Here is a 20,527-nt window from a genome sequence, read left to right as displayed (position 1 = left end):
TTAACCGAACTTGCGGTGATTTGTCGAGAGCTTAACCCTGTTATGGTAGGAATTAATGGGAATAAGGTAGGCTACAAACAAACTTTGCGACGTATGTCTAACACACTTCCTGCGATCGTAGCCCCTCAGGGGCTGGTTGCTGCATTGCCTAATTTATCTGTTCCCCGCGTTATTGTGATTGACTCAAAATGGCAGGTTGTTACCCACTTAGTTGGCTTTTCAGACGCTGAGATGCTGCTGGATATTTTACAGCAGAATAACATGTGTTCGTCATAAAAATTGAAATGAAATTATGGGATATACTAGGGGCTGTTGATCTTTTAGGTTCATTTTTGCAGCAGTTTGACTGAATTTAATACAGGGTGGAGGCTGCGTAGCATGGTTATTCCATGTGAGTCTGCCGATAACATAGTAGAAAAGCCAATCAAGCACTGCCTACCGGTTCTTTTGAGTACTCCCTGTCTCTTTGTTGCTTAATATTCGCTTAGATTACTAGGCCACATATTAAGCGCCGCGATAAAAGCATGCTCAAAGAGAACAAAAATAGAACAGCAAAGATCAACAGCCCCTAATGTTCTATCAAAATCTTACGGTAAGATATTCAATTTTAATTGGAAATTGTTATACTTAAGATGTTTTAGGAGTCCCCGTAGTTTAATGGATAAAACAAGAACCTCCTAAGTTTTAGATGCAAGTTCGATTCTTGCCGGGGACGCCAGTATGTTATTTCTTTAAATATAATTCTAAATCATCAGACCCACCAATGTGTTCGCCAGCAATGAACACTTGAGGAACGGTATCTCTGCCACTCATTGCTTTGAGGCTGGTAGAGGTTATGCCTTTGCCAAGAGTGATCTCTTCAAAATTAAAGTCATGTTCTTTTAGCAAACGTTTCGCTTTTTCGCAAAAAGGACAGCCAGGCTTAGTAAATAGACTAATAGCTTGGGGCTTAATTTGACTCGGATTTATGTAATCCAACATAGTGTCAGCATCAGAGACCTCGAATGGGTCGCCAGGTACATCTGGTTCAATAAACATTTTTTCAATTACACCATCTTTGACAAGCATGGAATAACGCCAGCTTCGTTTACCAAAGCCTAAGTCATTCTTGTCAACAAGCATACCCATTCCATCTGTAAACTCACCGTTTCCATCGGGAAGTAAGCGAATTTTATCCGCTTCTTGGTGTTGTGCCCATGCATTCATAACAAATGTATCATTGACAGATAGGCATACTATTTCATCAACGCCATTTTTAGCGAAGGTACTGGCAAGTTCATTGTAACGTGGCAAATGTGTAGATGAGCAAGTAGGAGTGAAAGCTCCCGGAAGCGAAAAAACGACCACGGTTTTATTTTTAAAAATTTCTTCGCTCGTGATCTTTTGCCATTGTTCATTGTTACGAGTTGAAAAAGTGACCTGTGGTATTTTTTTGCCTTCGATATTCTCTAACATAGTACGCTCCTTAAATTTGATGCTGTCAGTATGGCAACATCTTACTTCTCAGTAAAATAGATTGAATGAATTAATGCAATCTGTTTTTTTGATAAGCATTTAACATTCAGAGTTTAGACTAGTTGAGGGAAAAGGTGTCATCTTCTTTGATAATCACTTTGACAATGTCGTTCAGCTGGATATTACTTAGTGGTCTCATATTTACGTTAGTCGTAATTGCTGTTTGATCGTTAACCTGAAGCACCTTCAACTGATCTATTGTTTGTCTGTGGTTATTGAGTATCATCCCTTGTTGGGTTGTGAAATTGTTTTTTTGCATAATAGCAAGAGTTTGCCCTGGCTTAATGCCATGAACTCGACCTAAATTGATAGCTAAACGTTCACCATCAATATGTAGTATTTTCCCTTTAGTTGGCATACAGCCAATCGCGCTATTCAAGTCTTGGGAAACCTTATTAAAAATGCTTTGTATTTGGTCACCGTAATTTGATTGCCAGAATTCATCACTATATACATCAATAAGAGTTGTTTTTTCGAATGGCCAGATCCCCTGAACAGCGTAGTGTTTTTGCCATAGTCTGTCTCGGGTCATCGCGTCATAAAGCGCAAAATCTACCTTAAAGCTACGTACATATTGGTCATCTTCCCAAAACGCATAGTCATTGTTTAGCTTTTTACCTTGCGCAATATCGGTGATTTGACTAAATAGTACATATTGACTGTTGCTATTGTTACTTAAGGTTTCGATAAGTGCTGGGTCGTAGTCAAACCTTTGAGAGAAAAAAGGGCGAACATTTATAGCGCTGTTGATATATGGCACAGCCTTAATTGCTGTAGCACGTTCCATCATTGTGTTATACAGTCTTTGGGAGCTTGCTTTTGCGATGTCAAATATTTGACCAAGACGAGCTTGATGTGGTTGTATAAGTTGGCTCTGGGTGACGGTAACTTGCTTATTAAATTGTTGATGGGTGCAATGCTCTTGGGTTGCATATATATCTAAATGTAAAGTCACCATGTAATCGTTATTATTTTGTTCTTCACTGATCAAAGTGGCTTGTTGTATTTCTGCATGTGCTTTGACTTTCAATTGATCTTGGCTTAGCAAGCCATCAGCAACCGTTTGTACGCTGGATACTGTTGCGCCGGAAAAAATTAATGCTTGTGTAATCGCATCTTGAACTGCGCTTTTTCGAGCATCGGCAACGTTGCTATCTAATATATTTGCATAGCCTGTTACTTCGTACCACTCAGCTTTTGCCGCCATACTATACAATAATATACTCAAAAAAAGGGTTAACTGATTCATGATTGATCTCCACTAGAACGCTTATAAATTAATACAGCAATAGATATGCCATATTTATTGGCAAGAAATGTGCATTAAGAATTAGTAACTAAGTTCTAGAGGCAATTAATAATGAAAATACCTTCTTATTCGATAGTGAACTCAAAATCGATTATTTTGATAGTGATACTATTTTGGTTAGCTGGGTGTAGTTCGATGTTCGATAAGCATATTGAATATAGTTATGTCGAGCCAGATAGTTATCCAGTCATTAAAGCAATCGGTTATGCGCCGCTCAGCGCACAGCCAGGTATGAATGACGCACAAAAAATGCTGATGGCGCTTAAGGTGTCCAAATTGGAAGCTTACCGAGAGCTTACAGAGCAGGTATATGGACAGAACTTGTCTTCAGAAATGACAGTTAAAGGAGCAATTGCACAAAACGATGGACTAAAGAGCCAGGTCAAAGGTGTGATTAGAGGAGCTCGAGTGGTCAAGTCTTATGCCGTTGGGGATACCTATGCAACGGAACTTGAGCTAGACATGAAGCGCGTGCATGACTTATATATTACACAAGTTAAACCAAGGAAAGTGAAAAGAGTTACTTACTACTAATAAAGTGTAAATGGTATTGAACTTGACTTGGCTCAAAAATAGACAAAGGCGTAATTAAATTAACTATGCCTTAATATCTTTCACTAATTCACTATTTCCAGCAATAACACTGCCATCTTGGCCATAGGTGATTGAGCCTGGAGTACCAATCAAAATTTCTTTTAGTTGTCGTACACTTAGTTGCGCATGATGCGCAGCTTTTGCATTCACATCATTCTTATTTTTACACTCTATCAATAGTGTTTGAATTTTTCCGGTTAACTCTGTTATTGGATCTTCTAGGTAAACCTCTGAAGGAAAGGTAGATAGCTCTTTATCAAGTTTCTGGATTGCAGTGAGGAGTATTAGTTTTTCACGTGCAGCATCTTTGAGGCCATCACCCGTTTTGGATGCCAAAATATCAAGCTCTGAGTCTAACAACTGGGTCAAAGTGGTTAGATTTGAGATTTGAACTTCGAGTTTATGCGTACATAGTTTAAGGTGATCAGCCATACATATCGAACTCAAATGCCGCTATATTTTTTGCCAGCTTTTGTGCATCAATTTGATATTTGCCCTCACTGATGGCTTTCTTAAGTTCTTCCACTTTCTTACTATCGAATGCAGGAGCGTCTTGCGCTTTATCTTGCATGCTTTTCAATTGTTGTGCCTGTGGTGTTAAACTTACAGAATCAGTTGCTGCTTTTTGCGGCGTTTTAATATTCGATGCGACATTTTGAGCCTCATTTTTTTGCAATTCAGCTTTTTGTTGCTTAACATTATTGAGCACACTATTTGGCTGTGCCTGACCTTTAATATTATTAACCATAATTTATTGACCCAAGGTTACTAAACACCATGTTTAGGTTATCGACTAATATACCTTTAACTTTAGCAAATTTTTTAGATATTAACCTCTACAGATTCAACATCTTTTACTCTAGCAGAAACTGTTTTTCCAGACTTCTGATTTTTAACGCGAATCTGCTCTCCAAGATTACCATCTTGTAGTGCTACACCTGAAGTTTTTATTGTCAAAGTACGCGTTTTCGCGAAAATAGTAACCATATCTCCTTTACAAACCATACATACTTGGTGCGCCCCGATGGGCATACCTTCTCGCAAAGTTCGTTTACTTTTACTTCCAATGAGTAGAGATAAATCTTCAATATACGCTGCTCGAACGAATTGTTTTGGCTTGTATTCAATTTTTAAGTGTCCTTTTGTGAGCAACTCTCCTTTAGATATCAGTTGGGTGCTGACAATAATAGGGTACATTTCATTGATCCGCACGTGAACATATTGGGTCCATGTTGGCGCTTGGGTACAACGGATTTGAACAGTAACTTGACGATTAAAAGGAGGTTTAGCTGCGGTACTTAATTGCAATTCTTGCACACAGAATTTTGACGGGATCCGAGTATCTAATGGCAGTGTTGAAAATTTGGTTTTTACATCGGCTTTAGTTATTGTTTGTGACGCAACAAAATTTTGTGCTAATTCTTCTAGTTCTTTAGTGCTATAGTCGTTCGCAGATACTTGGTAACTGGCTAGAATATAGACCATCGCGCAAAAAAACCCGCAGGTTTTGGTTTTTTTTAACAAACTCATGATGTTTCGACTATGCTTATCAGGGGAAACAAGGTATAAAGATTTTGCGTTAATTGTGACACCTCTTCAAGGTAAATCTTATCCTTAGTAGTGTAAGCAAATATCGTTCCGGCAAGCAGTTTTATATGTAGGAGATTGAAATGGCTGGTATTTTAGACTCGGTCAACCAACGAACACAGTTGGTAGGGCAAAACCGCCTAGAATTATTGCTGTTCAGGTTGAAGGGGCGTCAACGTTTTGGCATAAACGTATTTAAGGTACGGGAGGTACTGCAGTGTCCTCCACTTACTAACATGCCCAAGTCTAACTCTTATGTAAGAGGTGTAGCACATATTCGCGGACAGACTATCTCTGTGATAGATATGTCGCTAGCGGTTGGTGGTCCACCGATCGAAGACATAGCGAATTGTTTTATAATTATTGCTGAGTACAACCGCTCTGTTCAAGGCTTCTTAGTTGGCGCAGTTGAACGTATTGTAAATATGAACTGGGAAAAAATAATGCCGCCACCTTCAGGGGCCGGTAGATATTCATATTTGACAGCGGTAACTGAAATAGAAAATGAGCTTGTAGAAATACTCGATGTTGAGAAAATACTCAATGAAATTTGTCCGGTGAATACCGAAGTGAGCCAAGATATTGTATCAGATGGCGAGATGCAGAAAGACCTTGGCGAGCGTATCGTATTTATTGCTGATGACTCTGCGGTAGCTAGGAATCAGGTTAAACGTGCACTTGAACCATTGGGCGTTCAAACTGAATTAGCTAAGAATGGTAAAGAAGCATTAATTAGGCTGCGAGAAATTGCTAAAGATGATTGTCAAAATGACATAACGGAAAGGGTTGGATTATTGATTTCAGATGTGGAAATGCCTGAAATGGATGGATATACGTTAACCGCGGAAATAAAAGCGGACCCTAAGTTGGCGCCTTTACATGTTATCTTACATACTTCTTTGAGCGGTGTATTTAATCAGGCCATGATAGAGAAAGTGGGTGCTGATGATTTTATCGCGAAGTTTAACCCGGATGAATTGGCGACTGCGGTTAAAAAATGGGTTCACTGTGATTAATGAATGGCGGTAATACTTTGGAAAATAAGCATCTTCAGCAAAACGAGTACGATCAATTTAGAACCTTTTTAGAGCAGCAATGTGGTATTGTGCTTGGCGATAACAAGCTGTATTTGGTAAAGAGTCGCTTAGCACCACTCATGGTACGTTTTAGTGTTCAGTCATTGTCGGAGTTGGTTGCAAAAACATTGAGCCCACATGAGCGGCAATTGCGTGCCGCCGTTGTTGATGCAATGACAACAAACGAGACGTTGTGGTTTAGAGATTCTTACCCATTCGAACTTCTTAAAACTAAGATTTTCCCAGAATTTAGTGAATTACGACGGTCGGTGAAAATATGGTCAGCAGCGAGCTCGTCAGGACAAGAGCCGTATTCAATAGGTATGTCAGCAAGTGAATATCAATCTAAAAGCCCTGGCGCTTTGAAAATGGGTGTACAGGTTGTAGGTACTGATATTTCAAACACCATGCTTGATATGTGCAAACATGCTGAATATGATGCACTGGCTCTTGCTCGAGGGTTATCATCCGAACGTCGGCAAAAGTTTTTTAAAGACAGTGGTAACGGCATGGCACAGGTGGTAGAGCCTGTGAAGAAAATGGTCAATTTTAGACATCTAAACTTACTTGACTCGTATGCTTTGATGGGTAAGTTTGATGTTATATTTTGCCGTAATGTGCTGATTTACTTTTCCCCAGAAGTGAAAGCAAAAATCATAGCTCAATTTGCCCAAGCTCTAAATCCCAAAGGGTATTTGTTTCTTGGTGCATCGGAATCAATGGCGGGCTTGAGTGATGAGTTTGATATGATCCGTTGTAACCCTGGAATTATATACCAGAAAAAACAATGATTTAAGGCGGTTTTTACCGCCTTTTTTATTTTGGCCTAAGAATTGCTTTAACTCCATATAGTCAAATTTTTGGAGTTACGTTATGGCGATTAGTTTTGATAAAGCCTTAGGTGTTCACCCCCAGACAATAGCTATCCGTTCTCAGCGAGCAGAAATATTAGCAAGTAACATTGCTAATGCGGATACCCCTGGATACAAAGCAAAAGATATTGATTTTGCACGAGCATTTAAAGCGGCAAAATCTAACCAGCAAAGTGGCAATACAATGCTGCGCACCAATGACAAACATCTCTCCGGTGGTACTAAATTAAACAGTGGTGTAGAGCTATTTCGTAATCCAAATCAAACAGATACGGGCGATGGTAATTCAGTTGACATACAAGTGGAACGAAACTTGTATGTACAGAATGCATTAGAGTATCAAGCAAGTTTGCAATTTCTCACTGGTAAATTTAAAGGGTTGAAAAAAGCCCTAGGCGGTCAAGGAGCTTAATTATGAGTTTATATAATGTATTTGACATAGCGGGTTCAGGAATGAGTGCGCAAAACATACGCCTAAATACCACTGCGAGTAATATATCTAACGCAAATAGTATTAGTTCAAGCCAAAATGAGGTGTATCGAGCAAGGCACCCTGTATTTGCAGCTGAACTTACTAAAGCAAATGAATTACAAAATGCAAACTCAGCAGGGGCATCAGTGGGAGTTAAGGTATTGGGGATCGTTGAAAGTGATAAACCACTTCAGGTTGAATATAGTCCCAATCATCCAAGTGCCGACAAAGATGGGTATATCTATAAACCAAATGTGAATGTAGTTGAGGAGATGACAAATATGATTTCCGCTTCACGTTCGTATCAAACAAATGTTCAGGTGGCAGATGCAGCAAAACAAATGCTGAGTAAAACTCTGTTACTTGGCCAGCGTTAACGGGGGCACTAGCCAATGAATAGCGAAGTAAGTCAAACGTCCAGTCATATTGATTCGTTACGGTGGCCAGATAAACAAAAGCCAGTAGAAAAAGATGATACGTTAAAGCAAGAGGATTTCTTTGCCTTGCTTACCCAGCAGTTATCTTATCAAGATCCGAGTAAACCTGCTGATAATGACCAAATGATCGCACAAATGACGAGCTTTACAATGGCGGAAGGTATTTCAAATTTGAATACAAAATTTGAGTCTTTGTCTGCCTCAATGACATCCAACTCTGCGTTACAAGCATCAACTTTGGTTGGTAAGAAAGCGCTACTTGAATCGGATACTTTGGAGTTAAGTGCTAGCGGTTCAGCACGAGGCTCTATCGTTTCAGCGAAGCCAACGGAAAAATTGGTCGTAAATATTTATGATGAATCAAACCAGTTAGTACGTTCTATTGATATGGGGGAACAAAAAGCAGGTGCAATTCGGTTCGAGTGGGATGGTAAGAATGGAGATGGTGAACCTATGCCCGAAGGGGATTATGAGATAAAGGCAGAAGCAAACATTAACGGTGAATTCACCAGCTTGCCGACAGCAACCTTTAAAAATATCGATAGTGTCAATGTTAATGGCGCTAACGGAATAATCATCAATACAAAAGCGGGCGCAGTAAGGCTTACTGACGTCGCTGAAATCGCTTAATTCAAAGTTTATAGAATAGGCCTTACGTACAAGAGGTAAGAGTATGAGTTTTAATATTGCATTAACAGGTTTAGCGGCTGCTCAAAAAGATCTGGACACCACCGCAAATAACATCGCGAACGTTAATACCACGGGTTTTAAAGAGTCTCGGGCTGAATTTGCTGATGTTTATGCATCATCAGTATTTAGTTCAGGAAAAACTAAAAATGGTGATGGCGCACAAACGACCATGGTTGCTCAGCAATTTCACCAAGGTTCATTGCAATTTACAGCCAATTCGCTAGATTTAGCAATCACAGGCGAAGGTTATTTTGCTACGAGCTCTGAATTAGGCTCGCAGGATTATAGTTATACTCGTGCTGGCGCATTTAAGTTAAATAAGGATAACTTTATCTCCGATGCGCAAGGTAACTTCTTACAAGGTTTCCCTGTAGATCCAAGTACTGGTGCAACGACCTCGGTGAGCTTAAGTACTGCATCGGCAATGCAAATACCAGATGCATCAGGAGCTCCGAGAGCGACGACAAATGTGTATTCTTCGTTTAATCTTGATTCAAGAGCGGCGCAACCCACAATTGCTTTTGACCCAGCAGTCAGTGCATCGTTCAATAGTTCAACATCTACAACGGTGTATGACTCGTTAGGTGAACCTCACACGGTACAGCTTTACTTCAGAAAAACAGCCACAGCAAATAACTGGGAGGTATTTGGTACCATAGACAATCAACCTTTTACGTCTGATGGTACAGCGGGGACTGGTGGTCCACATCCTATTGCAGGGTTTACATTCGATGCAACAGGTTTACCGAGTTCGACGATCCCATACTCTGCGGCAGGGGTCGCTGGTGCGGGGGTACCGGTTGTTGCTGGTGGGACGTTTGGCGCACTGCCTTTACCAAGTGGTGCAGGTACAGGCCTTTCAACATTGTTAACTAATGGTGCTACGTTTCCAGCTCCATTGAGTATGAATTGGCGTGATGAAGCCAATACCACCAATAAACTACCGACTCAATATGCGAGCCGCTTTGAAGTGAAAGCACTAGAGCAAGATGGTGCAACAGTGGGTCGTTTAGCCGGAGTTGATATTGGTGCAGATGGAAAAATTGTGGCCTCATATAGTAACGGTGATTCAACATTTTTAGGCCAAGTTGCCATGGTTCGCTTTTCTAACTCTCAAGGACTTCAACAAGTGGGAGGCACCTCTTGGAAAAAGAGCCTAACTTCGGGGGAGCCAATTGCGGGAGAGCCAAATTCCGGAACACTTGGATCAATTAATTCTTCGGCGTTGGAGCAATCAAATGTAAACTTAACGAATGAGCTTGTTGATTTGATAAGTGCGCAGAGAAACTTCCAGGCGAACTCCCGTGCTTTAGAAGTGAACTCTACATTACAACAAAATATCCTACAAATTCGATAATCAATTAACTTCAAAGGCCACATATGTGGCCTTTTCACTTCCCTTTTATTTATTCCCGTATATGAGCGATTCATTCATTTATAAATATGACCGTCAAACTTTAGTTGGCATTATAATTGCTTTATCCTTTGTATGATGAATTTTTAGGTCAATGCAATGGATAAAATGCTCTATATCGCTATGTCTGGTGCGAAACAAAACCTGCGTGGTGTGGCTATTAAAGCAAATAATTTAGCCAATGCAAATACGACCGGGTTTAAGTCAGATTTTGCTCAAGCACGTTCCATGCAGGCATTTGGTGAAGGGTTACCGACTCGGGTGTTTGCGATGCAAGAGCGGCCTGGTACGAATATGACCAGCGGCGCGATTGTTGAAACCGGGCGAGATCTAGATATCGCGGTGTCTGATAAGTCTTGGATAAGTGTCATGGATAAAAGTGGCAAAGAGGCTTATACCAAAGTTGGAACGCTGAATATTACTGCTGATGGAGCGCTGGTAACTAGTCATGGGCGTCAAGTTGTTGGTGAAGGTGGTCCTATTATTTTACCTATTCCGGTAGAGAAGGTGACATTCAGCGATGACGGGTCGATTCAAGTGCGCCCTCAGGGGGCACCTGCAAACTTTTTGGAAGTGGTAGATCGTTTAAAGATCATTGAAGCAGATAACACCAAATTAGAAAAAGGAAATGATGGTTTATTCAGGCCAAAAGAAGGCTCGCTAGATGATGGTTTATGTGGTTTTTGTGATGTATCACCCACAGCAAAAGTAATGAGCGGTGCCTTAGAAATGTCTAATGTAAATCCTGTGCATGAGATGGTCGATATGATCAATCATCAGCGGCAGTTTGAAATGCAAATGAAACTAATGAAAACAGCAGAAGAAATTGACGAACGTCATGTATCTCTGCTGCGTATAGTCTAACGAAGTGAGGTATATGTTATGAATCCAGCGTTATGGATCAGTAAAACCGGCCTAGATGCCCAGCAAACTGATATATCGGTAATTTCGAATAACCTCGCGAATGCTAGTACTGTAGGTTACAAGAAGAGCAGAGCAATTTTTGAAGATTTACTTTATCAAAATATTAATCAGCCTGGTGGTCGTTCGTCACAAGATACAGAGTTACCCTCAGGACTAATGCTCGGTGCAGGGGCCAAGGTTGTTGCAAACCAAAAGAATTTCTCCCAAGGTAATATGCTTAGTACTGAAAACTCCTTAGATTGGATGATCCAAGGTCCTGGTTTTTTTGAAATTCAAATGCCAGATGGCACCATTGGGTATAGCCGTAATGGTCAATTTACGACCGATGAGAATGGTAGAGTGGTTACTTCAGGTGCAGGTTTCCCTGTGCAACCAGAAATGAATGTGCCGGATGATGCTAAGTCGATCACAATTTCACAAGACGGCGAAGTATCAGTGAGAGTCGCAGGGCAAGCACAAAATACGGTTATTGGGCAATTAGTTATAAGTGACTTTATTAACCCATCTGGTTTAGAGCCAATGGGTCAGAATTTATATACGGAAACAGCTGTGAGTGGAGCACCAGTGCAAGGGAATCCTGGTGCGGATGGGTTGGGTTCTATTGTGCAAGGAGCACTGGAGACATCTAATGTCAATGTGACTGAAGAGTTGGTCAACTTAATTGAAACCCAGCGAGTCTATGAAATGAACTCAAAAGTGATTTCTTCAGTGGATGAGATGCTGAGTTATATCAATCAACAGTTATAAATTTTAGGAGGTTGTATGCGTGCTTTATGTATGATTGTGGCGGCATTGATGTTGCTTTCTGGTTGCGTGTCGACACAAAATAGTGAGGTTGTGCGTGATGACCCTTATTATGCGCCTATGTATCCAGAACAAGATTTAGAGCAAGTCGTTGCGACTGGGTCATTATTTAATCCAAATCGTTCGAATGATTTATATGCAGATAAGAAAGCGCTACGCACAGGCGATATCATTACTGTTGTACTAAGAGAGTCAACGCAAGCATCTAAAGCAGCGAACAGTGAAACAGATAAAGAAACGGACTTAAAACTAGATCCGGTATTAGGCTTTAATGGAACTCCGGTTAATATTGGTGGTGATAATATTCAATTTGGTTTAGGTTCAGAGTCATCCTTTAAAGGTGACAGTAAAGCAAACCAATCAAATAGCCTATTTGGTAATATCTCTGTGAATGTGATGCGTGTGCTACCGAATGGTAATTTAGTCATTAGAGGGGAAAAGTGGCTTACTTTAAACACCGGTGAAGAGTTTATTCGTCTTGAAGGTCTCGTTCGAGCAGCAGATGTTGCTGCAGATAATACGGTAGAATCAAATCGGATTGCTAATGCTCGTATTCAATATTCTGGAAAAGGGCAAGGCCAAGAAGCACAAAGTTCAGGTTGGTTAACTCAATTCTTTATGAGTACGTTGCTACCATTTTAGGGCACAAATATTATGAAACTATGTCATCTATTCTTATCTGTACTATTGATAACGCTAGTACCAGTAGCGAAGGCTGAACGGGTCAAGGATGTAAGTATGGTGCAAGGCGTTCGCTCTAACCAATTAGTAGGCTATGGCTTGGTTGTGGGTTTGCCTGGTACGGGTGAATCAAGCCGCTTTACTGAACAAAGCTTTAAAGCAATGTTAAGTGGTTTTGGCATTACTCTGCCGTCTTCTTTGAAACCAAAAATAAAGAATGTTGCAGCGGTTGCGGTCCATGCTGACTTGCCTCCTTTTACTAAGCCCGGTCAAACGATTGATGTAACTGTGTCTTCAATTGGCAGTGCGGGCAGTTTACGGGGAGGTACGTTATTACAAACCTTTTTAAAAGGGGTGGATGGTAATGTATATGCTATTGCTCAGGGAAGTATGATTGTTGGTGGTCTTGGTGCCGAAGGCTTAGATGGCAGCAGGGTGGTCATTAATACGCCCACCGTTGGTCGAGTGCCAAATGGAGGAACTGTTGAACGTGAAGTTAAAAGCCCATTTACACAAGGTGATTTTATCACTTTTAATTTGAATAGTCCTGATTTTACAACTGCTAAGCGTCTGGCTGATACAATCAATAATTTGGTGGGTCCTAATAGTGCTAAACCGATGGATGCGGCATCTGTACGTGTAATCGCACCAAGAGACCCGTCTCAGCGAGTTTCTTATTTATCGACTCTAGAAAATCTGGAGTTTAAACCAGCAGATACAAGTGCAAAAATTATCGTAAACTCTCGCACAGGTACCATAGTGATAGGTAAAAATGTCAAATTACAGCCAGCAGCAATTACACATGGTGGTTTGACAGTGACAATTGCTGAACAACAAAATGTCAATCAGCCTCAGCCTTTGGCGGAAGGGGAAACCGTTGTCACTAGGCAAAGTATTATTGACGTAGATACGGACGATTCTCGTGCTTTTGTGTTTGATCCAGGCATTAGTCTAGATGATTTAGTGCGCGCTATTAATGAAGTAGGCGCAGCTCCTGGCGATTTAATGGCCATTCTAGAAGCACTTAAAGAAGCCGGTGCAATAAATGGTCAATTAGTTGTCATTTAAAGGCTGATTATTAATCAATGTGTTAGCCCTAATTTATTAGGGCTTTTTTTTGGCTCGAATATTGCTTGATAGATGTTATGAATAGTTAAGTGTCATTAAGCCGATGAATACAAATCCGTTAGAAAAGCAGAATTTCTTTGATTTGAGCGATTTAAATAGCTTGAGAAAAGATGCACTGAAAAGCGGTGGCGATCCAAACGCCTCTGATGAAGCGCTAAAAAAAGCGGCACAACAATTTGAATCAATTTTCACCCAAATGTTGATGAAAAGTATGCGCAAAGCGAATGAGGCGATGGAAGATAAAAATAGCCCTTTTAACTCTAGCGGCGTTAAATTTTTTGAAGAAATGCATGATCAGCAATTATCAATGGATTTGTCCAGTAAAGGTAGTTTGGGTCTGGCAGACTTAATTGTTCAGCAGTTATCACCCAATGCACAGGGTTATACGCCGGCGTCAGTATTACGTACAGGTGCTGATTTTGAGAGTGATAGACGTGCTGCAGGGGAGTTACTCGATAAGCAACCTTCGCATGTGAACGCGACCTCATCTACTACAAGCGAAAGTGCATCATTTAACGATCCTGAGTCTTTCGTATCAACTATGTGGGAACACGCAAAAACAGCAGCTAAGAAAATAGGGCTTAATCCAGCTGTAATGGTAGCCCAAGCGGCATTGGAAACTGGTTGGGGTAAACACATTATTGCTAAAGCAGACGGTTCGAGCAGTAATAATTTATTTAATATTAAGTCAGACAAAGCGTGGCAAGGTCAAAGTGCCAAAAAGTTGACATTGGAATTTGAAGATGGATTACCGGTGAAAAAGCAAGCGAGTTTTCGTGCATACGACACAATAAAAGACAGCATGAATGATTACGTGGATTTCTTACAAGGAAACCCTCGTTATCAAGACGCATTAAAAAAAGTAGCGCAACCCGAGCAATATTTATCAGCCTTACAAGATGCCGGTTATGCAACTGATCCGCAATATGCAGCAAAAATAAAGAACGTACTTCAACGTAGCGATTTAAAAGACATGCTTACATCGTTGGTTCGAAAGGGAGTAAATTAAGATGTCGTTCAATTTAATGAATATTGGAACCAGTGGTATTAGAGCGAGTACAGAATTGCTGCAGACCACGAGTAAGAATATTTCAAATCTGAATACCAAAGGGTATATCCGTGAACGAACGGAACATACTACGATGATTGGAAATCAGGTTGGTCGTGGTGAAACTGTTCGCTTATTAAATGAGTTTGCTCAAAAACAATTAAACAGAGATATTTCAAATAAAACCTATTATGAGCAATTTGTCACAGAGGCCTCTCGTGTCGATACATTGTTTGCCGAAGACTCAAATAGCTTAAATAAGAGTATTAATTCTCTGTTTAATAATTTACAAGAAGCAATGAATCAACCATCTTCAAGAGTAACCCGCGGTTTATTTTTAACCGATGCAGAGAACTTGACCGAGCAAATGGATAGGTTGTCTGGCATTGTATTTGATCAAGGTAATATTGTTAATCAACAGCTTGACTTGTTTGCAAATGAAGCGAACAACCTAATACAGAAGGTCAGCGATTTAAATGCACAAGTTGCATCGTTAAATACTCCAACAGGTACGAAAGCGTCGAGTTCAGTATTAAATGAACGAGATCAAGCGATTAGTGATTTGGCTGAGCTGGTAGATTTAGAGACATTAGATGGTCCCAATGGTGAAAAGTTAGTATTTTTAGGCTCAGGCCAAGCGTTAGTCATGGAAAATGGTACCTTTAATGCGTTTTCATTGGCAGGAGACCCTGATCCGAATGTACGAGATTTAAAACTGGACGTGAGAGATGGGCAAGCTGTTGCACTAGAAGTCAACTCAAGTACGTTAAAAGGTAAAATAGGGGGGTTACTTGCATTTAGAGATGAAATATTACACCCAGCCCAGAACCAACTTGGTCAAATTGGAATAGCATTGGCAGATGCATTTAATGAGCAAAACAAGAAAGGGATGGACTTAGATGGTAACTTAGGTGGGGATTTGTTTACTATTCCTTCGGTTACAGGTTTTGCATACAGCACGAATGCGGCTGCAAGTACCGCCGCTGTTACCGCAACATTAGAAGCAGGAAAAGGCAATGAAATTCCTGCTACAGATTTTAAGGTTACTTATACGGGATTAACAACTGTAGAAGTGGCTGCTGTTGATAGCAAAGGAAACGTCATTGGTACCCCATCAACTGGAACCATTACGGCTGGTAACATTGTTTTTACAGGGCCAGCGACCCCCCCCGATACATTTGGTTTAGAGGTGGCGATAACCGGTACTGGTGCAATTGGGGACAGTCATTTGATTAAGCTCAATGCAAATGCAGCGGGTAATATTGAGCTGGCAACAGATAGACCCGAAAAATTGGCACTAGCCTCCCCCATTAGAACAAAAACAGCAACAGATAATATTGGCAATGGCAATATTTCTGTAGGCTCTGTGTCAAGTACTGGTACTGGAAGTAATTTTACGGCCGGTCCACCACCAAGTTTGACTAACGGAACTATTACATTGCAAAAAACAGCGGTGGCCAATCAATACACTGTTACTGATGGTAGTGGTACCGTTACATTTTTGGCTCCTCCGCCTGCGGAGAATATCTTATCGACGGCTGGTGCGCCATTTAATACCTATGGGTTTGATTTTAACATTGAAGGGACTACGCAAGAAGGTGATAGCTTTACCGTAGAGTTTAATACGGGTGGATTTGACGATAACCGAAATGGATTAGAGCTCAGTAAATTACAGGCGAGTGAATTGGTCCGCGAAAATGTTATCACAACGTCCACAGCTGATAATTTACAAACATTTAATGAAGCATATGCTGGGTTAGTGACAGATGTCGGAGTTGTTGCAAATCAAGCAAAAACAAATGGCGCAGCATTTGAAGCATTAGCTGCGCAATCAGAAGCGTGGTTTGAATCTATGTCAGGCGTTAATTTAGATGAAGAGGCGGCTAATTTATTACGTTTTCAACAGTCGTATTCTGCTTCAGCGCAGATAATTTCAACCGCTCGAACTATTTTCGATACATTATTAAGTGCAACGAGGTAATTATGCGTTTATCAAATAACTTAATGCACAAAACGAATTTAAACTCGATTTTGAACAATCAGCAAGAAGTAAACAAAGCGCAGCAGCAAGTGAATACGCAAAAGAGAGTATTGACAGCATCGGATGATCCGTCTGCGACAGCGAGAGCTTTACTCTATACCGATAGAATTCAAACCAATGAGCAATATACTAAAAGCTTAACGATGCTGAATAGCCGTTTAAAAACGCAAGAAAGTGTGTTGGATAATATTAAAGACTCTTTAACGAGAGCCCATGTCCTAACAGTACAAGCAGGTAATGGTGCTTTATCGAGTGAAGACCGAGCAGGTATTTCTGAAGAGATCTCTTCAATTAAGGAAACGGTGCTCGATCTGATGAACGCAAAAACAGAAGATGGTCGATATATATTTTCTGGATATCAAGATAATACTCAAACATATTCATTTAACAGTACAACGAGTCAATATGAATACAACGGAGATCAAGGTCAGCACAAAATTAAAGTTGCTGAAGGAGTTGAGATAAAATCAAGTGATAATGGGTATGATGCTTTTGAAAGTGCCCATAAACGGTTAGATATTGACAGAACGACAACTTTACCTGCAACTGCAAGTGTGTATGTAAAAGAGCAGGGGCAATTTGATGTATTCCATAAAGCCCAATACAACGCGAGCCCGAGTGCACCTGCAGGGGCTAATACAATCACCGTGAATTTTACCTCAGCGACAACATATGATGTTTTACAAGGTGGTAGTACGATTCAATCTGGTACGTATTCAGGAAGTAGTGCCAATATTGCAGGTATGGAAGTAAAGGCAAACGGCGCAGCCAGCATGACATTTGATTTAGAACGACCTAAAAAAGAGAATGCATTAAATACACTGAACAAATTAGAAGCGGCGCTCAATGATTCTTCATTAAGCCAAGATGATTACGAACAAGTGTTGGCAGACTCTTTAGTTGGATTAACGAATTCAAAAAATTTAGTGTCGCAAACCCAGTCTGGATTAGGGGGAAGACTGAATACCGCTGAACGAATTGTAAATGCGAATGCAGACCTCGATATAAATAATAAATCAGCAAAGGCGACATTGGTTGAATTGGATATGGCTGAAGCCATTACAGAATTAACAAAGCATGAAACTGCATTGCAAGCCTCACAGGCAACTTTTGGCCGCCTGACGAATCTCTCATTACTAGAATACTTATAAAGAAAAGTTTTCCCCTAGAAAGCTGGGTTACGGCCCAGCTTAACTCTCTATTTTATCATTTTTTAAGTTTACCCATATGAAATATATGGGGTTTTTATCTTAGTGTTAGTACTTTTCATAAAATAACTTAATATTCCACGTTTAACTGAAATAAACTTTTTATGATTGTTAATCAGTGGATTATATTTTTTTTAAAAAAAATACTAAAGGATTTTATTTGCCTTCCGATAACTTAAGTAACCAAGCTGGAGATGCAGAACGCACTGAAGGCTTAAAGTTATAAGTTTGAGAGTAAACTAAAAGTTTACATTGGGAGAAATATCATGGCACTTTATGTAAATACTAACGTAAGTTCATTGAACGCACAAAGACAGTTAAATAATTCAGGTAATTCGCTTGACGTATCATTTAAGCGTTTATCTTCAGGCTTTCGTATCAACAGCGCAGCTGATGACGCGGCAGGTCTACAAATATCAGACCGTTTGACCTCTCAAATAAACGGTTTGAATCAAGGTAACCGAAATGCGAACGATGGTATTTCTTTAGCGCAAACAGCTGAAGGCGCAATGGATGAAGTAACATCAATGTTCCAGCGTGTTAGAACGTTAGCACAACAAGCATCAAACGGTTCAAACACAGATGAAGACAGATTAGCAATACAAGAAGAGATCCAGTCTTTATCTGCAGAGGTAAACCGAGTAGCGCAAGATACCACTTTCGGTGGTCAAAACTTGCTAGATGGTTCTTATGAAGCGAGTTTCCAAGTAGGATCAGATGCTGTACAGACTATTGGCTTCAGCATGAAAAATGTCGATGGTACGGCGAATGACCTTCAAGCAAATGGTGGTTTTACACTATCAGGTATTGCAGGTATAGCGCAGGGTATTGGTGGTAAATCTTTACAAACCCTTGCTGATGGCGTGAGTGCCGTATCTGGTGTTGCTAACAGTTATACGTTCTCTGGTACTTTCCAAGCAGGTTCGATTAGTGTTTCTTCACAAGCGAATGCACAAGCTGTATTAGCGGGTATGGACGCAATGATTGCGGTAGTAGATAAAAAACGTGCTGAGTTAGGTGCGGTTCAGAATCGATTCCAATCAACTATTCGTAACCAAGCTAATATTTCAGAGAATTTATCAGCTGCAAAATCTCGTATTAAAGACACAGATTTCGCCCAAGAAACAGCAAGCTTAACTAAAATGCAAATTTTACAACAGGCGAGCCAAACAATCTTAAGTCAAGCAAACCAACGTCCACAGGCAGCGTTAAGCTTATTAGGGTAAGGTTTTAAGGAAGTATTAAGGTTTAGGAAATGGGTGTCCGTGTTTGATGGGGTATTAACACGGACACCGGATTGGATAACAAAGCGGAGGAGCTTTAATCCAAACTGTTCATCAATTCAATGAACAAGTATTTATAAGCATGAACTATGCCAATGTTCATGCTAATTTATTGACACTCACTCTCAAACTTCAAAAAGGGGCTTAACGCCCCTTTTTTATGGAGAATGCAAATAATAAAGAAATAATTATTATTTGGCCCACCTTTTGCATTAATCATTCTAAGTAAGTTAAATACCATGCAAATGGCAGTTTTTTGCCCCTTCGGCAAATAGCTTTGACGATAAAAATTGCCATCTTGTATTTAGTAAATTAAAGCTGAGGTAATTCAGCTTTGACTTGAAATAGAGAGAATGAGTTATGGCTTTATTTGTAAATACCAACGTCAGTGCATTAAATGCTCAGCGTCAATTAACCAATTCAGGTAATGAATTAGATACATCATTTAAACGTTTATCATCAGGTTTACGTATTAACAGTGCCGCTGATGATGCCGCGGGTCTGCAAATTACTGACCGTCTTCAGTCGCAAATTCTAGGCTTAGGGCAAGGCAATCGTAATGCCAACGATGGCATTTCATTAGCACAAACCGCTGAGGGTGCAATGGATGAAATGACCTCTATGTTCCAGCGTATTCGTACACTGTCGCAACAAGCCGCCAATGGTTCGAACACAGATGAAGATAGATTGGCAATTCAAGAAGAGATCCAACAACTTGCAAGTGAAGTAAATCGAGTTGCAAGTGATACTACATTTGGTGGCCAGAATTTGTTGGATGGAACTTATGCTGCTAACTTCCAAGTAGGTGCTGATGCGGTTCAAACGATTGGCTTTAGTATGCAAGATGTTGGTGGAACTGCAAATAGTCTTCAGGCGAACAATGGATTTACATTGTCTGGAATTGCAGGAATAGCTGCTGCAGTGGGTGGATCAAACTTACAAACATTGGCCAGTGGTGTGAGTGCAATATCAGGCGTTGCTAACGCATATACTTTTTCTGGGACATTTCAGGCTGGCACGATCAGTGTATCTTCACAGGCCAATGCGCAGGCTGTTTTTGCTGGTATGGATGCAATGATAGCTGTGGTTGATAAAAAACGAGCAGAGTTAGGTGCGGTTCAAAACCGATTCCAATCAACGATTAGAAACCAGGCAAATATCTCAGAAAACTTAGCATCTGCAAAATCGCGGATTAAAGATGCAGATTTTGCGCTGGAAACAGCTATGCTTACAAAAAATCAAATATTACAACAGGCTAGCCAGACAATATTGGGTCAAGCTAACCAAAGACCACAGGCTGCATTAAGCTTATTACAAGGGTAATAAATAAGATTTTAATATATTTACAAATTTAGCTAAAGCTTTCACTTCATTCGCCGATAGCAGAATTAGAGAACTATAAATCTAGGACTCTAATTCGGTATTTAGCAGGGTAGGGGTATCC

At 40.3% G+C, this 20,527-nt stretch carries 22 protein-coding genes and 1 tRNA gene; 18 read left to right on the top strand and 5 right to left on the bottom strand.

Going from position 1 to position 20,527, the window contains the following annotated elements; genetic code table 11:
- On the top strand, positions 1-276 hold a 276-nt coding region (locus J8L98_RS10055), incomplete at its 5' end, for a hypothetical protein (protein WP_210996294.1).
- 367 nt (positions 277-643) lie between these two features.
- Positions 644-718, top strand: a tRNA-Arg gene (locus tag J8L98_RS10050).
- Between the two features lie 5 nt (positions 719-723).
- On the opposite strand, the gene J8L98_RS10045 is transcribed toward J8L98_RS10050, so the two are convergent.
- Complete coding sequence (locus J8L98_RS10045) at positions 724-1,455, bottom strand: glutathione peroxidase (RefSeq protein ID WP_210996293.1); 732 nt, start codon at positions 1,453-1,455, stop codon at positions 724-726.
- A gap of 118 nt (positions 1,456-1,573) precedes the next feature.
- Positions 1,574-2,764, bottom strand: coding sequence for a flagella assembly protein FlgT (locus tag J8L98_RS10040; RefSeq protein WP_210996292.1), 1,191 nt, complete (start codon positions 2,762-2,764; stop codon positions 1,574-1,576).
- A gap of 111 nt (positions 2,765-2,875) precedes the next feature.
- Here J8L98_RS10040 and J8L98_RS10035 point away from each other — a divergent pair, with 111 nt between their 5' ends.
- A complete protein-coding gene (locus J8L98_RS10035; RefSeq protein ID WP_192506801.1) occupies positions 2,876-3,358 on the top strand; it encodes an LPP20 family lipoprotein in 483 nt (160 codons plus the stop codon).
- A 63-nt stretch (positions 3,359-3,421) separates the two neighbouring features.
- Here the strand turns inward: J8L98_RS10035 and flgN are convergent, their stop codons facing one another.
- From flgN to flgA, 3 genes are all read right to left on the bottom strand, one after another.
- Positions 3,422-3,850 carry a flagellar export chaperone FlgN gene (gene flgN, locus J8L98_RS10030; RefSeq protein WP_210996291.1) on the bottom strand — a complete coding sequence of 143 codons (429 nt, stop codon included), beginning with the start codon at positions 3,848-3,850 and terminating at the stop codon, positions 3,422-3,424.
- Positions 3,843-4,166, bottom strand: a complete 324-nt coding sequence (gene flgM, locus J8L98_RS10025) for a flagellar biosynthesis anti-sigma factor FlgM (RefSeq protein ID WP_210996290.1) — start codon at positions 4,164-4,166, stop codon at positions 3,843-3,845. The genes flgN and flgM overlap by 8 nt, the downstream gene beginning before the upstream one ends.
- Before the next feature lie 74 nt (positions 4,167-4,240).
- Positions 4,241-4,948 (bottom strand): flagellar basal body P-ring formation chaperone FlgA, encoded by a 708-nt coding sequence (gene flgA / locus J8L98_RS10020; RefSeq protein ID WP_210996289.1) that lies wholly within the window; start codon positions 4,946-4,948, stop codon positions 4,241-4,243.
- Positions 4,949-5,088: 140 nt separating this feature from the next.
- Between flgA and J8L98_RS10015 the strand changes: the two genes are divergently transcribed.
- The 15 genes from J8L98_RS10015 to J8L98_RS09945 all read left to right on the top strand — a co-directional run bounded on the left by J8L98_RS10015 (position 5,089) and on the right by J8L98_RS09945 (position 20,406).
- Positions 5,089-6,021, top strand: a complete 933-nt coding sequence (locus tag J8L98_RS10015) for a chemotaxis protein CheV (protein WP_192506805.1) — start codon at positions 5,089-5,091, stop codon at positions 6,019-6,021.
- Positions 6,022-6,038: 17 nt separating this feature from the next.
- A complete protein-coding gene (locus J8L98_RS10010) occupies positions 6,039-6,872 on the top strand; it encodes a protein-glutamate O-methyltransferase CheR (protein WP_210996288.1) in 834 nt (277 codons plus the stop codon).
- Between the two features lie 82 nt (positions 6,873-6,954).
- Positions 6,955-7,365, top strand: coding sequence for a flagellar basal body rod protein FlgB (gene flgB, locus J8L98_RS10005; RefSeq protein ID WP_192506807.1), 411 nt, complete (start codon positions 6,955-6,957; stop codon positions 7,363-7,365).
- Positions 7,366-7,367: 2 nt separating this feature from the next.
- Complete coding sequence (gene flgC, locus J8L98_RS10000; RefSeq protein WP_192506808.1) at positions 7,368-7,802, top strand: flagellar basal body rod protein FlgC; 435 nt, start codon at positions 7,368-7,370, stop codon at positions 7,800-7,802.
- Between the two features lie 15 nt (positions 7,803-7,817).
- Complete coding sequence (locus tag J8L98_RS09995; protein ID WP_192506809.1) at positions 7,818-8,492, top strand: flagellar hook assembly protein FlgD; 675 nt, start codon at positions 7,818-7,820, stop codon at positions 8,490-8,492.
- 43 nt (positions 8,493-8,535) lie between these two features.
- Positions 8,536-9,909, top strand: a complete 1,374-nt coding sequence (gene flgE / locus J8L98_RS09990; protein WP_210996287.1) for a flagellar hook protein FlgE — start codon at positions 8,536-8,538, stop codon at positions 9,907-9,909.
- A gap of 156 nt (positions 9,910-10,065) precedes the next feature.
- Entirely contained in the window at positions 10,066-10,830 is a 765-nt protein-coding gene (locus J8L98_RS09985; protein WP_192506811.1) for a flagellar basal body rod protein FlgF, read from the top strand.
- Between the two features lie 18 nt (positions 10,831-10,848).
- Positions 10,849-11,637: a flagellar basal-body rod protein FlgG gene (gene flgG, locus J8L98_RS09980; protein ID WP_010362181.1), complete on the top strand. Its 789-nt coding sequence runs from the start codon at positions 10,849-10,851 to the stop codon at positions 11,635-11,637.
- 15 nt (positions 11,638-11,652) lie between these two features.
- Positions 11,653-12,336, top strand: a complete 684-nt coding sequence (flgH, locus tag J8L98_RS09975) for a flagellar basal body L-ring protein FlgH (RefSeq protein WP_210996286.1) — start codon at positions 11,653-11,655, stop codon at positions 12,334-12,336.
- A gap of 12 nt (positions 12,337-12,348) precedes the next feature.
- Positions 12,349-13,443, top strand: coding sequence for a flagellar basal body P-ring protein FlgI (locus J8L98_RS09970; protein WP_210996285.1), 1,095 nt, complete (start codon positions 12,349-12,351; stop codon positions 13,441-13,443).
- 103 nt (positions 13,444-13,546) lie between these two features.
- Positions 13,547-14,512 (top strand): flagellar assembly peptidoglycan hydrolase FlgJ, encoded by a 966-nt coding sequence (gene flgJ / locus J8L98_RS09965; RefSeq protein WP_210996284.1) that lies wholly within the window; start codon positions 13,547-13,549, stop codon positions 14,510-14,512.
- A gap of 1 nt (position 14,513) precedes the next feature.
- Positions 14,514-16,532, top strand: coding sequence for a flagellar hook-associated protein FlgK (gene flgK, locus J8L98_RS09960; RefSeq protein WP_210996283.1), 2,019 nt, complete (start codon positions 14,514-14,516; stop codon positions 16,530-16,532).
- Between the two features lie 2 nt (positions 16,533-16,534).
- Complete coding sequence (gene flgL / locus J8L98_RS09955; RefSeq protein WP_210996282.1) at positions 16,535-17,743, top strand: flagellar hook-associated protein FlgL; 1,209 nt, start codon at positions 16,535-16,537, stop codon at positions 17,741-17,743.
- Between the two features lie 323 nt (positions 17,744-18,066).
- A complete protein-coding gene (locus J8L98_RS09950; RefSeq protein ID WP_210996281.1) occupies positions 18,067-19,026 on the top strand; it encodes a flagellin in 960 nt (319 codons plus the stop codon).
- Positions 19,027-19,443: 417 nt separating this feature from the next.
- Positions 19,444-20,406, top strand: coding sequence for a flagellin (locus J8L98_RS09945; RefSeq protein ID WP_119860535.1), 963 nt, complete (start codon positions 19,444-19,446; stop codon positions 20,404-20,406).
- Positions 20,407-20,527 lie beyond the last annotated feature (121 nt).

Origin of the sequence: Pseudoalteromonas sp. MMG013, from assembly GCF_018100885.1 — a bacterium.
GTDB classification, from domain to species: domain Bacteria; phylum Pseudomonadota; class Gammaproteobacteria; order Enterobacterales; family Alteromonadaceae; genus Pseudoalteromonas; species Pseudoalteromonas aurantia.
Note: the sequence above shows the minus strand (reverse complement) of the source record. Positions and strands in the feature narration are given on the sequence as shown.